13 protein-coding genes are annotated in these 13,305 nt (G+C 61.4%); 4 read left to right on the forward strand and 9 right to left on the reverse strand.

The annotated features are described in order from the left end of the window. Positions 1-9 precede the first annotated feature (9 nt). From QYE47_RS19065 to gpmI, 4 genes are all read right to left on the reverse strand, one after another. Complete coding sequence (locus QYE47_RS19065; protein WP_070384436.1) at positions 10-777, reverse strand: divergent polysaccharide deacetylase family protein; 768 nt, start codon at positions 775-777, stop codon at positions 10-12. Positions 778-785: 8 nt separating this feature from the next. Next, positions 786-2,102 carry a S41 family peptidase gene (locus QYE47_RS19070; protein WP_004576741.1) on the reverse strand — a complete coding sequence of 439 codons (1,317 nt, stop codon included), beginning with the start codon at positions 2,100-2,102 and terminating at the stop codon, positions 786-788. 233 nt (positions 2,103-2,335) lie between these two features. Next, entirely contained in the window at positions 2,336-3,652 is a 1,317-nt protein-coding gene (locus QYE47_RS19075) for a murein hydrolase activator EnvC (protein WP_019437764.1), read from the reverse strand. Between the two features lie 140 nt (positions 3,653-3,792). Next, the gene (gene gpmI / locus QYE47_RS19080; RefSeq protein ID WP_070384435.1) at positions 3,793-5,328 is read right to left on the reverse strand and encodes a 2,3-bisphosphoglycerate-independent phosphoglycerate mutase; all 1,536 of its coding nucleotides are present in this window, start codon (positions 5,326-5,328) and stop codon (positions 3,793-3,795) included. Positions 5,329-5,535: 207 nt separating this feature from the next. Here gpmI and QYE47_RS19085 point away from each other — a divergent pair, with 207 nt between their 5' ends. From QYE47_RS19085 to secB, 3 genes are read left to right on the forward strand one after another with little or no spacing between them, the layout of a single operon-like run. Further along, complete coding sequence (locus tag QYE47_RS19085; protein ID WP_010955605.1) at positions 5,536-5,949, forward strand: rhodanese-like domain-containing protein; 414 nt, start codon at positions 5,536-5,538, stop codon at positions 5,947-5,949. A 1-nt stretch (position 5,950) separates the two neighbouring features. After that, positions 5,951-6,205 carry a glutaredoxin 3 gene (gene grxC, locus QYE47_RS19090; RefSeq protein ID WP_003249204.1) on the forward strand — a complete coding sequence of 85 codons (255 nt, stop codon included), beginning with the start codon at positions 5,951-5,953 and terminating at the stop codon, positions 6,203-6,205. A 39-nt stretch (positions 6,206-6,244) separates the two neighbouring features. Beyond that, the gene (gene secB / locus QYE47_RS19095) at positions 6,245-6,730 is read left to right on the forward strand and encodes a protein-export chaperone SecB (RefSeq protein ID WP_014592692.1); all 486 of its coding nucleotides are present in this window, start codon (positions 6,245-6,247) and stop codon (positions 6,728-6,730) included. A 154-nt stretch (positions 6,731-6,884) separates the two neighbouring features. Here the strand turns inward: secB and trmL are convergent, their stop codons facing one another. Then, complete coding sequence (gene trmL, locus QYE47_RS19100) at positions 6,885-7,346, reverse strand: tRNA (uridine(34)/cytosine(34)/5-carboxymethylaminomethyluridine(34)-2'-O)-methyltransferase TrmL (RefSeq protein WP_003249209.1); 462 nt, start codon at positions 7,344-7,346, stop codon at positions 6,885-6,887. On the opposite strand from trmL, the gene QYE47_RS19105 reads away from it, so the two are divergent. Continuing rightward, positions 7,345-7,782 carry a hypothetical protein gene (locus tag QYE47_RS19105; RefSeq protein ID WP_010955603.1) on the forward strand — a complete coding sequence of 146 codons (438 nt, stop codon included), beginning with the start codon at positions 7,345-7,347 and terminating at the stop codon, positions 7,780-7,782. The two genes, trmL and QYE47_RS19105, sit on opposite strands and share 2 nt — an antisense overlap. Before the next feature lie 458 nt (positions 7,783-8,240). Here QYE47_RS19105 and ntrC read toward each other — a convergent pair whose 3' ends face one another. From ntrC to glnA, 4 genes are all read right to left on the reverse strand, one after another. Continuing rightward, a complete protein-coding gene (gene ntrC, locus QYE47_RS19110) occupies positions 8,241-9,677 on the reverse strand; it encodes a nitrogen regulation protein NR(I) (protein WP_010955601.1) in 1,437 nt (478 codons plus the stop codon). Continuing rightward, the gene (glnL, locus tag QYE47_RS19115) at positions 9,674-10,759 is read right to left on the reverse strand and encodes a nitrogen regulation protein NR(II) (protein WP_010955600.1); all 1,086 of its coding nucleotides are present in this window, start codon (positions 10,757-10,759) and stop codon (positions 9,674-9,676) included. Before glnL ends, ntrC begins: the two co-directional genes overlap by 4 nt. Before the next feature lie 267 nt (positions 10,760-11,026). Beyond that, positions 11,027-11,569, reverse strand: a complete 543-nt coding sequence (gene aroQ, locus QYE47_RS19120) for a gamma subclass chorismate mutase AroQ (RefSeq protein ID WP_014592691.1) — start codon at positions 11,567-11,569, stop codon at positions 11,027-11,029. A 148-nt stretch (positions 11,570-11,717) separates the two neighbouring features. Beyond that, entirely contained in the window at positions 11,718-13,124 is a 1,407-nt protein-coding gene (glnA, locus tag QYE47_RS19125; RefSeq protein WP_003249219.1) for a type I glutamate--ammonia ligase, read from the reverse strand. Positions 13,125-13,305: the final 181 nt, after the last annotated feature.

The following is a 13,305-nucleotide window of genomic DNA, read 5'->3' on the forward strand; positions in this document are numbered from 1 at the left end:
ACCTCGAGCTCAGCGGTTGCTGTAGCGGCCGTGCTTGCCATGTGCAGGCATGGCCTGGTTGCTCCGCTCGGCGATCATCTGATTCAAGCCGATCAGGGTAATGCCTTGGCTCTTCAGGCCTGGCAGTTCGCGCTCCAGCACCTCGAGCGTTTGTGGGTAAGGGTGCCCGATCAACACCACCGAGCCTTGCTTGCTGGCCAGCGCAATACCTTGATGAAGTTGCCTGGTAATTGCCTCGGTGGTACGCACATCGTCGAGAAACACATCGCGCGAGACATGTGCCAAGCCTTGTGCCTGCGCTTCGGCAGCTGCCACCGTGGCCGCGCTGGTACGGCTGTCGACAAAGAACAGATGGCGCTGCTGCAGCTCGCCCATCAGCCAAGCCATGGGCTGGCGTTGGGCGGTCATGCGGCTGCCCATGTGGTTGTTGATGCCGGCGGCGTAGGGCACCTTGGCTAGCGCAGTGTCGAGCCGCCTGGCCAGCTCCGTCAGCGGAACCTCCGGGTGCCAGGCATAGGGCCCGGTGGCCGGGTCCATAGGCATGTGCAGGATCACCGTCTTGCCGGCCTTGTGCGCCTGGCGAGCAAAGTCAGTGGCATGCGGGGTGTCGGGCATGATCGCCATGGTCACTGGCCCGGGCAGGGCCAGGGTACGGTTGTCACGCTCGGCGCTCTGGCCCAGGTCGTCGATGATGATGCTCATGTAGGCCTTGTTGGCCGGCGCCGCTTGCGCGATTCCGGCCATCAGGCAAAACAACAGACACAGCAGATAACGCATAGGGTGGCTCAGTCGCCCTTGGTGATGTTCAGGCCCTTGAGCAGGCTCAGTGCCTGGCTCAGCTGGAAGTCGTCATCCTGCGGGCGCTCCTTGCGCTTGCTGCTGCCGGTCGGGCGGTCGGCGCCGCCGTTGCCGTTGCCCAGGTGGCCCTGCAGGTCGGCTTCCTTGAAGTTTTCGGTGTCGGCTTCGGCGGTGAGCTTGGCCGGGCGCACCTCGATGTCCGGGACGATGCCCTGGGCCTGGATCGAGCGGCCGTTGGGGGTGTAGTACAGCGCAGTGGTGAGCTTCAGGGCGCGGTCGTTGGCCAGTGGAAGCACGGTCTGCACCGAGCCTTTGCCGAAACTGTCGGTACCCATCAGCACGGCGCGCTTCTGGTCCTGCAGGGCGCCGGCGACAATTTCCGATGCCGATGCACTGCCACCGTTGATCAGTACCACCAGCGGCACGCCTGCGCTGGCATCGGCCGGGTCGGCCGAGAAACGCAGCTCGGAGTTGGCGATGCGGCCCTTGGTGTAGACGATCAGACCTTTGGTCAGGAAGTGGTCGGCCACTTCCACTGCCGATTGCAGCACGCCGCCTGGGTTGTTGCGCAGGTCCAGCACCACCCCGCGCAGCTTCTTGCCGTTGTCCTTGCGCAGCTTGGCCAGGGCCTTGCCCACTTCGTCACCGGTCTTGACCTGGAACTGGGTGATACGGATGTAGCCGTAGTCGTTCTCCAGTAGCTGGCTCTTCACGCTTTTGACCTGAATGACTGCACGGGTCAGATTCACGTCGAACGGGTTGCCGCCGTCGCGCACCAAGGTCAGGGTGATCTTCTCGCCGACCTTGCCGCGCATCTTGTCGACGGCTTCGGTCATGGTCTGGCCGCGGGTCGGGGCACCGTTGATCTTGACGATCAGGTCACCAGCCTGCACGCCGGCCCGCGAGGCTGGGGTGTCGTCGATTGGCGAGACCACCTTGATGAAGCCGTCTTCCTGGCCTACTTCAATGCCCAGCCCGCCGAACTCGCCGCTGGTGCTTTCCTGAAGCTCCTGGAAGTCCTCAGGGCCGAGGTAGGCGGAATGCGGGTCAAGGTTGCTAAGCATGCCCTTGATGGCGTTTTCCAGCAGGGTCTTGTCGTCTACCGGTTCGACGTAGGCAGCTTTGATGCGGTCCAGGACCTCGGCGAAGGTGCGCAGTTCTTCCAGCGGCAGTGGCGCCTTGGCGGTCACCTCGGTGGCTGGCACTGCAGCGGCCTTGGCCGGCTCTGCGGCGGTGGCCAGGGGCGCGCCGACCGCCAGGGCGATGGACAGGGCCAGCTGGGTGAGACGAGGCGAGTGCAGCATGTCGAACGAACTCCTGATCCTGTAAGCGCTCCCTGGGGAGCATCGGCGCAGCACTCAAGCTGCGCCGTAGAAATGTGACTAGGCTTTGTACGAAAAGCCTTGATACTTGTTCATGCTGCGTTGAAAACAGCCTCGGAATGCTCATGTACTCCAGTACAGTCGGGCGCGACCCCGGCCGTTCCTCGGCTTTTTTCGCCTTGCCTGACCGCGTCTCAAGACTTTTCGTACAGAGCCTAGCCCCGGCACCACTGCGAAGGGTCGGTAGGCCGGCCCTGCTGGCGGATAGCGAAATACAAGCCTGCCGCGTCCTGGCCACCGCTGTCGCCAACGGTGGAAATGGCCTCACCGGCCTTGACGATATCACCGGCATTCTTGAGCAGGCTCTGGTTGTGGCCGTACAGGCTCAGGTAACCGTTGCCATGGTCGAGAATGACCAGAAGCCCGGCACCGCGCAACCAGTCCGCGAATACCACACGCCCGCCGTGCACGGCACGTACCTGGGTGCCTGGGTTGGCGCTGATCATAACCCCGTCCCACTTGGCACGGGCGTCGCTACCGCGGGCATCACCGAAGCGTGCCAGCAATCGACCATTGACTGGCCATGGAAGTTTGCCCCGCGCAGCAGAAAATGCGCCGCCGTAATTCGCGCCATCGCTGGAAACCATCGGCCCGAGGGTGGTGCGGGCCTTTTTCGGCGGTTCCACTGGCTCTGCGGGCTCACGGGCCCGGTCGCGGGCAGCGGCGGCGGCCAGCGCTTCCTGCTGGCGGCGTTTTTCTGCTTCCTGCTGTGCCAGCAGGGCCTTCTTGCGTGCCTCTTCAGCTTCACGCGCCTGGCGGGCGAGGGTTTCCTCGATGGTCTTCAGGACTTTGGCCAGGTCGGCCTGGTCCTGTTCGCGCGCTTGCAGCTTCTGATCGCGGTCCTTCACATCGCTGTTGAGCTTTGCCAGTACCTGCTGGCGCTTGGCGCGCTCGTTTTCCAAGGCCTGGCGGCGGCTGTCGAGGTCGGTGCGCTGGGCCAGCAGTTGTTGTTGCTGGCTGGAAATTTCCTGTTCGACGTTGGCCAGTTGGCGCAACGTCTCGTTGAAGGTGCGCAATTGCTCCAGGCGCGCCTTGCTCAGGTAGTCGTAATAGGTGAGGGTGCGGGCGAATTTCTCGGGGTTCTGCTGGTTGAGCAGCAGCTTGAGGTATTCCTCGCGACCGTTGTTCTGGTAGGCCGAACGGGCCTGAATGGCGATCAGTCGTTGTTGTTCAACGCGGGCGCTCTGGAGTTTTTTTTTCTCGGTATCAAGGCGCTCCAGCTCGCCTTCAGTCTTTTTTAGTTCTTGCTGCAGGGCCTCCACCTGCTTTTCGAGGTTACCGATGTCGGTTTCGGTGGCTTTGAGGTCTTTTTGCACACCGGCCTTTTCTTCCTGGAGCTTGCTCAGCGTTTTCTTGAGCTCGGCAATGTCCTGGCGGGTGGCATCCAGTTGCTGCTGGGTCTGCGCACGCTCATCGGCGAAGGCCGGGCTGAGCAGGCAAGACAGGGCTAGGAGGATCAGGGCGCGAAGCATGGGGTTTGGCGTACCAAGGATGGAGACTGGCCTAGTATGCCCGCCTGGGCAGGCAAAAAAAACGCCTCGCTGCGGATGCAGGGGGGCGTTTGTCTGGAATTCATGTGCAATTGGGGCTGCAACGCAGCCCCTTTCGACATTCAGGCGTCGACCAGAATCGAGGTACCGGTCATTTCCACCGGCTTTTCCAGCCCCAGCAGCTTCAGCATGGTTGGCGCCACGTCGGCCAGCACGCCGCCCTCACGCACTTTCACGTTGCGCTTGCCCACATAGATGAACGGTACCGGCTCGGTAGTGTGTGCGGTGTGCGCCTGGCCGGTGCACTCGTCTTCCATTTGCTCGACGTTGCCGTGGTCAGCGGTGATCAGCGCTTCGCCGCCCACTTTTTCCAGCGCGTCGACAATGCGCCCTACACAGGTATCCAGTGCTTCGACGGCCTTGACCGCTGCCTCGAACACGCCGGTGTGGCCGACCATGTCGCCGTTGGCGTAGTTGACCACGATGACGTCGAAGCGCTGCTGTTCGATGGCTTCGACGATGCGATCGGTCACCTCTGGTGCGCTCATTTCCGGTTGCAGGTCATAGGTGGCGACCTTCGGCGACGGGATCAGGATGCGTTCTTCGCCTTCAAACGGCTCTTCACGGCCACCAGAGAAGAAGAAGGTGACGTGGGCGTATTTCTCGGTTTCGGCGATGCGCAGTTGGGTCTTGCCGTTTTTCGCCAGGTATTCGCCCAGTACGTTGTTCAGGCTGGACGGGGCAAAGGCTGCTGGTGCCGGGATCTTCGCCGAATACTGGGTCAGGCCGATGTACGCCGCCATCTTCGGCAGGCGCGCACGGGCGAATTCCGTGAAGTCTGGCTCTACGAATGCACGCGACAGTTCGCGAGCGCGGTCGGCGCGGAAGTTCATGAAAATCACGGCATCGCCATCTTCGACCTTGACGGCTTCGCCAATGCGCGTGGCCTTGACGAACTCGTCGCTTTCGTCGCGGGCGTAAGCGGCTTCAAGGCCAGCCAGGGCCGTGTCAGCGGTGTATTCGGCAGCGCTATCGACGATGAGGTTGTAGGCGGCGCTGACGCGGTCCCAGCGATTGTCTCGGTCCATGGCGTAGTAGCGGCCAATCAGGCTGGCGATACGGCCCTTGCCCAGTTTGGCGAAGGTGGCGTCGAGCAGTTCGATGGACGACTGCGCGCTGCGTGGCGGGGTGTCCCGGCCATCGAGAAAGGCGTGCAGGTAGATCTTTTCAGCGCCACGCTGGGCGGCCAGTTCGGTCATGGCCACCAAGTGGTCCTGGTGGCTGTGTACGCCACCATCGGACAGCAGGCCGAGGATGTGCACGGCTTTGCCAGCACCGACTGCCTTGTCCACAGCACCGGTCAGTACCGGGTTTTCGAAGAACTCGCCGTCGCGGATGGCCTTGGTCACCCGAGTGAAGTCCTGATAGACGACGCGACCTGCGCCGAGGTTCATATGACCGACTTCGGAGTTGCCCATTTGCCCGTCCGGCAGGCCGACATCCATGCCCGAGCCGGAAATAAGGCCGTGCGGCTGGGTGGCGCACAGGCGGTCATAGACCGGTTTATTGGCGGCAAAGATGGCGTTGTGTTCGGGGATATCGCTATGGCCGAAGCCATCCAGGATAATCAGGACCAGGGGTTTGGGCGTGCTCGTCATCAATCAAACTCACGGTTGTTCAAAGATGATAAAGACACGCATTTTAGGGCAAATACGCCACCTGCGGCTAATATTCGTCCCATTCCACCGACCGGCGCACCTGTAGTAGCAACATGAAGGTGGTTTTGTGGCCGGCCCGTCGGGCTTTGGTGGCACCAAGGGGCTGTGTATACTGGCCGGCATTTTCAATCGCCTGGAACACCGCTGATGGTTGCTCACCTGATTCAATTCGCGACAGATCACTACATCCTGGTTGCGATCTTCCTCATTCTGCTGGTCTTGCTGCTCATCAATGAAATCCGTCGTGGTGGCCAGAGCCTGACTAATGGCCAACTGACAGCCCTGGTCAATGCCGAGAAGGCCCTGGTGATCGACATTCGCCCGGCCAAGGAATACTCCGCCGGTCATATCGTCGGCGCTGTGAACATCCCGCAGGACAAGCTGGCCAACCGCATGACCGAGCTGGGCAAGCATAAAGAAAAGACCTTGATCGTCGTCGACGCGATGGGCCAGCAGTCCGGCACCATTTGCCGCGAGCTGCTCAAAGCTGGTTACAACGCCGCCAAACTGAGCGGTGGCGTTTCCAGCTGGAAAGCCGATAACCTGCCCCTGGTGAAGTGATATGAAGCCTGTCATCGTCTACTCCAGCGACTACTGCCCCTACTGCATGCGCGCCAAGTACCTGCTCGAGAGCAAGGGCGTGGCCTTCGAGGAAATCAAGGTCGACGGCAAGCCGCAGGTTCGCGCCGAGATGAGTCAGAAAGCCGGCCGTACGTCGGTGCCGCAGATCTGGATCGGCAGCACCCATGTCGGTGGATGCGATGACCTCTATGCCCTGGAGCGCGCGGGCAAGCTCGACGCGTTGCTGGCGGCCTGATTTGCACTGCATTCAAAAACATTAGGATAAGGATCTGACATGACTGACCAACAGACCAACGGCGCTGCTGCAGAAGACAACAGCCCTCAGTTCTCCCTGCAACGTATTTATGTGCGCGACCTGTCGTTCGAGGCCCCGAAAAGCCCGCAGATCTTCCGTCAGACCTGGGAACCGAGCGTTGCCCTGGACCTGAACACCAAGCAGAAATCCCTGGAAGGCGACTTCCACGAGGTCGTACTGACCCTGTCGGTTACCGTCAAGAACGGTGACGAAGTGGCCTTCATTGCTGAAGTGCAGCAGGCCGGTATCTTCCTGATCGCCAACCTCGATGCGGCTTCGATGAGCCACACCCTGGGTGCGTTCTGCCCGAACATCCTGTTCCCTTATGCTCGTGAGGCCCTGGACAGCCTGGTGACCCGCGGTTCGTTCCCGGCGCTGATGCTGTCGCCGGTCAACTTCGACGCCCTGTACGCGCAAGAAATGCAGCGTATGCAGGAAGCGGGTGAAGCGCCTACTGTGCAGTAATAACTGCCGGTATCAAGAAAGCGCCTTTCGGGCGCTTTTTTGTTGCCTGTGTGGGCCTCTTCGCGGGTAAACCCGCTCCTACAGGGGATCGCGCCGTTCCCTCGACCTGTGTAGGAGCGGGTTTACCCGCGAAGAGGCCCGTACGGGCAACACATCAGCTCCCGGCAAACCCGTTCTGCCGCCACGCCTCATACACCGTCACCGCCACGGTATTGGACAGGTTCAGGCTACGGCACCCTGGCCGCATCGGCAGGCGCAGTCGGTGCTCGGCCGGCAGGCTGTCCAACACCTCGGCCGGCAGCCCGCGGCTCTCTGGCCCGAACAGGAAGGCGTCGCCTGGCTGGAAGGCCACTTCGTGGAACGGGTGCGAGCCCTTGGTGGTAAAGGCGAACAACCGTGGGTTGCCAAGGCTTTCCAGGCATCCGGCCAAGCTCTCGTGACGCTTGAGCGTGGCATACTCGTGGTAGTCCAGCCCTGCGCGGCGCAGGCGCTTGTCATCCAGTTCGAAGCTGATGGGTTCGATCAGGTGCAGGGCGCAGCCGCTGTTGGCGCATAGGCGAATGATGTTGCCGGTATTCGGCGGAATTTCTGGTTGAAAAAGGATGACGTGAAACATGCACGGCTCCAAACGTGAAGATGACGGGCATTCTACCCCTGAACCGGACGTGCGTTCGAAGGCCTTCCCACGGGTGATGCTGTCATTGGCGATCGTTGGCTTGATGGTAGGGCTGATGATCGGTCGCCTGACTACGCCGGACGAGCGTGAGCTGCAGCAGGTGCAAGTGATGCAGGATGGCCTGGAGCTGTGGTTCAACGAAGAGCCCAAGCTGCATGGCGAGAACGTGGAAGGGACGGTGGCGTTGCTGTTTCAGGCCCAGGGCAAGGCTCAGCAAGGGCAGCTCAGCCTGCAGGGCAAGCCGGTTAGCTGGCGGGTACAGCACAGCAAGGAAGGTTTGTTGCTGACGGTGGTGGCCGCGCGCCCTCTGCACGGCGAATGGGCCGGTGCAGAGGACGCTGGGCGCTGGCGGGTGCAAGTGAAACTGCACGAATAAAAGAGGGGATATCCCGGCCTGCCTGTACCAGGGTCCCCAAAAGGGGTACTGCGTATAAAGGGGGGATTTCCCGGCCTGCCTGTACCGAGGTCCCCAAAAGCGGCGGTGCTGCAAATAAAAGAGGGGTTCACCCGGCCTGCCTGTACCAGGGCCCCCGAAACTGGAGATGTATTGCTTATTGCAGGGGGCGTGCCAGTTTTGCAAAAGCCGTGAATACTGGGCTTTGCGGGTTATTTGGCCGGATTTTGAGGGGATTTGTGCCTTCGAGAGGTGCAGCCGGCACAGGAACGGTGCATTCAGAAGGCTGAAATGGCTGGGGCCGCTTTGCGCCCCATCGCGGCACAAGGCCGCTCCCTCAGGATCGCATCAGCCTGGGGGCAGAAGTGATCCTGTGGGAGCGGCCTTGTGCCGCGATGGGCTGCAAAGCAGCCCCAGCAATCTAAAAGCTAATTCAGAGCTCAGTGGTCATCACCTTCCTCATCATCCCCCCCAGCCACATTCATCCCCAGCTCCTTGATCTTGCGTGTCAGGGTATTGCGCCCCCAACCCAGCAACAGCGCCGCATCGCGACGGCGGCCGGCGGTGTGCTTGAGTGCTGTTTCGATCATGATCCGCTCAAAGCTCGGCACTGCGCTGTCCAGCAGGCTGGTCTGCCCGCGCGCCAAGGCCTGGTCGGCCCACTGGCGCAGGGCCTGCTCCCAGTTGGTCACCGGCGCGGCATCGTGTGGCAGGTTCAGCAGTTCTGGTGGCAGGTCGCCGATCAGCACTTCGCGGCTGGAGGCCATCACGGTGATCCAGCGGCAGGTGTTCTCCATCTGCCGCACATTGCCAGGCCATGGCAGGTTGCGGATGAACTCTTCGGTTTCCGGCTTGAGGATCTTCGGCTCGACTGCCAGCTCTTGGGCCGCCCGTGCAAGGAAGTGGCGGGCGAGGGCGGGGATATCTTCGCGGCGGTCAGCCAGGCGCGGAATGTGGATACGGATCACGTTCAGGCGGTGGAACAAGTCCTCACGGAACTTGCCGGCCTGCACCAGTGACTCCAGGTTCTGGTGGGTGGCGGCGATGATGCGCACGTCGACTTTGACCGGCACATGGCCGCCTACGCGGTAGAACTCGCCATCGGCCAGCACACGCAACAGGCGGGTCTGGGTGTCGGCAGGCATGTCCCCGATCTCGTCGAGGAACAGCGTGCCACCATCGGCTTGCTCGAAACGGCCGCGACGCAAGTTGGCAGCACCTGTGAAGGCGCCTTTCTCATGGCCGAACAGCTCCGACTCCATCAAGTCCTTGGGGATGGCGGCCATGTTCAGGGCAATGAACGGCGATGCTGCTCGTGGGCTGTGCCGGTGCAGGGCGTGGGCCACCAGTTCTTTGCCGGTGCCGGACTCGCCATTGATCAGCACGGTGATGTTGGAGTGGCTGAGGCGGCCGATGGCGCGGAACACCTCCTGCATCGCCGGGGCTTCACCAATGATCTCCGGGGTGCGCGCCAGGTTCTGTGGCACATCCAGGCCTTGCTGCTCCTGGGCGTGCTGGTTGGCGCGCTTGACCAGTGATACCGCTTCGTCGACGTCGAATGGCTTGGGCAGGTACTCGAAGGCACCGCCTTGGTACGAGGCCACGGCGCTGTCCAGGTCGGAGTGGGCGGTCATGATGATGACCGGCAGGCGCGGATGCTGCTCGCGGATCTGCGCCAGCAGGTCGAGGCCGCTGGTGCCAGGCATGCGAATGTCGGAAATGATCACGTCGGGTTGCTGGCGTGCCAGGCGTCCCATGACACCGTCTGCGCTGTCGAAGCTCTGGGTGGTCATGCCTTCCTGTTGCAGGGCTTTTTCCAGGACCCAGCGGATGGAGCGATCATCGTCGACGATCCATACGGTTTCACTTCGGCTCATGAGGCGGTGGCTCCTTGTTCCAGAGGCAGGTAAATCGAGAAGGCGGTATGGCCAGCGTGGCTTTCACACTCGATCAGGCCCTGGTGCTGGCTGATGATGTTCTGGGTAATGGCCAGGCCCAGCCCGGTACCGTCCGGGCGGCCACTGACCATGGGATAGAAGAGGGTTTCCTGCAGTTCCGGCGGGATGCCCGGGCCGTTGTCGATGATCTCTACCCGCGCTACCAAGCGGTGACGCACGTGGCCGATGGTGAACTGGCGCAGGGCGCGGCTGCGCAAGGTGATGCGACCCAGGCGCAGCTCATTCTGCGAGCTGATCGCCTGCATGGCGTTGCGCACGATGTTGAGTACGGCCTGAATCATCTGTTCTCGGTCGATCAGCACGTCCGGCAGGCTTGGGTCGTAATCGCGCACCAAAGTGATGCACCCCTGGCTTTCGGCATCGACCAGGCTGCACACCCGCTCCAGCACTTCGTGAATATTGGTCATGGCCAGCGACGGCAGCTTGTTCGAGCCGAGCATGCGGTCGACCAGGTTACGCAAACGGTCCGCCTCTTCGATGATCACGTTGGTGTAGTCGCGCAGCCCTTCCTCGGGCAGTTCGCGGGCCAGTAGCTGGGCCGCTCCGCGGATGCCGCCAAGGGGGTTCTTGATTTCGTGGGCCAGGCCGCGCACCAGCATCTTGGTGGTTTCTTGCTTGCTCAGTTGGGCCTCTTCCTTGGTGATGCGCAGCAGCCGGTCCCGCGGGTGCACTTCGAGCAACAGCAGGGTCTGGCCTTGATGCAGTATCGGCGTTACCGCGTAGTCGACGGTGATGGTCTGCCCGGTCAGCGATGTAAGCTGCGCTTCACGCTTGGTGAATGGGTGCGCCTGCTCGACCGCCTGGCGCAGCGAACTGAGCGCCTCGGTCGATTCGGTGAACAGCTCGCTGATGAACTGCCCATGGCTGCGCTGGCCACTGACGGCCAGCAGCATTTCTGCCGCCGGGTTCATGTACTCCAGGCGCAGCTCGGCGTTGAGCAGCAACGTGGCGGTGGTCAGGTTGTCCAGAAGCAGACGGTGCTGTGCATCGCTGATGGTCATAAGGCGTCGTTGACCTCGTTTGGCGCTTGCCTGGCACTTGGGGCCAGATCCGAGCGTGCTGTGGATCCGCTGATGCGAGACTCTCTTCCTGCAAAAAATGCAAGAAACAAACCAAGGCTCCGAAAAGAAGCGGAAATAGCTGAGAAAGGCCTGGATTTGCGCTCAATCGGATCAAAATTTGCTGAGCGGGCGCTCCGCGCGACCTGTTTTGGGGTGCATGGCGGAGCGTTTGGCGTTGTTATGCACCAATATAGAGCATTGGCGCGCCTAGTGTTTCGGGCACAGCTGTGCGGTTGCGCGGACCAGGGTAAGGTGGCGTATCGGGTCATTGGTGCGGGCGTGCAGGGCGTTGGCGAGTTTACGCGCGCAGTCCTCTGGAGGGTGCCGGTCGAAGCGCCCCAACTCGAATAGAAGCGTTGTCTGAAGCTTGTCCAGACGAGGCCGCAGTTGGTCGACCAAATCAAGGACGGCTGCTGATGGCCTCTGCTCTAGCATGACCCAGCGATCGAGCAAGGTGTACTGCATCAGCTTGTTGGCCTCGATCTGGTCGCTGAAGAAAGCTGCGGCGCGTTCAGGGCTGAGGTCATGGTCGGCAGCCTGCTGGCGCACCAGGGCAAGGACTTCGCGCTCGCGCTCGGGCGCCGCTACGGCAAGGTTGTGTTCCCACTTGTGCAGTGCGACCGAGCTGGCCAGGTCCAGTCGGTACTCGATGTTGGACAGGAGTGGGTTGAATTCAGGCTGGGATGCTTCAGGAGCGATGCAGCCGATCAAGGCAAACGGCAAGCAAAGTGACGTGATGGCCAGGCGCATGGTGTTCTCCATACAGAGGGAGAATGGATTGTGCGCAGTTGACCAAACGCTGCTTGTAGGGGCGTTCTGATTCGCATGTATGAAAACAAAAACGGCCTCCCGAGGGAGGCCGTTGTGATCATGTCATCGGCGCGAGGCGCCAATCAGATCAGCAGCTGTAGTACAGCTCGTATTCCAGCGGGTGTACGAAGGTACGGACCTTGATTTCTTCTTCGCTCTTCAGCTCGATGAAGGCATCGATGAAGTCGTCGGAGAACACGCCGCCCTTGGTCAGGAACGCACGGCCTTTATCCAGCTCTTCCAGAGCTTCTTTCAGGCTGCCGCACACTTGCGGGATGTTCTTGGCTTCTTCTGGCGGCAGGTCGTACAGGTTCTTGTCGGCCGCGTCGCCTGGGTGGATCTTGTTCTGGATGCCGTCCAGGCCAGCCATCAGCAGGGCCGCGAACGCCAGGTACGGGTTGGCCGATGGGTCCGGGAAGCGTGCTTCGATACGGCGGGCTTTCGGGCTGCCAACGTAAGGAATACGGATCGAGGCGGAACGGTTGCGAGCCGAGTAGGCCAGCATTACCGGGGCTTCGAAGCCTGGAACCAGACGCTTGTACGAGTTGGTCGACGGGTTGGTGAAGCCGTTCAGGGCCTTACCGTGCTTGATGATACCGCCGATGAAGTACAGGGCGGTGTCGGACAGGCCGGCATAGCCTTCACCCGAGAAGGTGTTCTTGCCGTCTTTCCAGATCGACATGTGCACGTGCATGCCCGAGCCGTTGTCGCCGTACAGTGGCTTCGGCATGAAGGTGGCGGTACGGCCGTAAGCGTCGGCAACGTTGTGCACGACGTATTTCAGCGCCTGTACTTCGTCAGCCTTCTTCACCAGGGTGTTGAACTTGACGCCGATTTCGTTCTGGCCGGCAGTCGCCACTTCGTGGTGGTGAACTTCAACGGTCTGGCCCATTTCTTCCAGGGCGTTGCACATGGCAGTACGGATTTCGTGGTCGTGGTCGAACGGCGGAACCGGGAAGTAGCCGCCTTTCACGCCTGGACGGTGGCCTTTGTTGCCGCCTTCCACGTCAGCGCCGGTCATCCACGAGCCCTGCTCGGAGAAGATCTTGAACATCGAACCGGAGATGTCCGAGTGGAACTTCACTTCGTCGAAGATGAAGAACTCAGGCTCTGGGCCGGCGAATACGGTGTCACCGATGCCGGTGCTCTTCAGGTACTCTTCAGCGCGCTTGGCGATGGCGCGTGGGTCGCGGTCGTAGCCCTGCATGCTCGACGGGTCGACGATGTCGCAGGTGATGATCAGGGTTGGTTCTTCGGTGAACGGGTCCAGAACGGCGGTTTCGTCGACCGGCATCAGGATCATGTCGGAAGCTTCGATGCCTTTCCAGCCAGCGATGGAGGAACCGTCGAACATCTTGCCGACTTCGAAGAAGTCTTCGTCCAGCGCATCACGCGACGGCATGGTCACGTGGTGCTGAATGCCTTTGGTGTCCGTGAAACGCAGATCAATCCACTTGACGTCATGATCTTTGATGAGTTGAACCGACTTCGACATGTTGTCCTCCGGATGGTCTAGAGCGCGGTGGGCCGCTGCCCTGGAAAAAGGGTGTTGCCGGGCGCGGATAGTCGGCCAAGCTTACCTGCCTCACAAGGGAGCAAATTGCATGCCAGTGCCCGAAAATGGCGAGGGTGGGATAAAAGGGGGCGTTTGCGGGCATTTGGCGTTGGGTTAGCGG

It is taken from the genome of Pseudomonas sp. 2,4-D, assembly GCF_030418155.1.
Classification (GTDB): domain Bacteria; phylum Pseudomonadota; class Gammaproteobacteria; order Pseudomonadales; family Pseudomonadaceae; genus Aquipseudomonas; species Aquipseudomonas alloputida.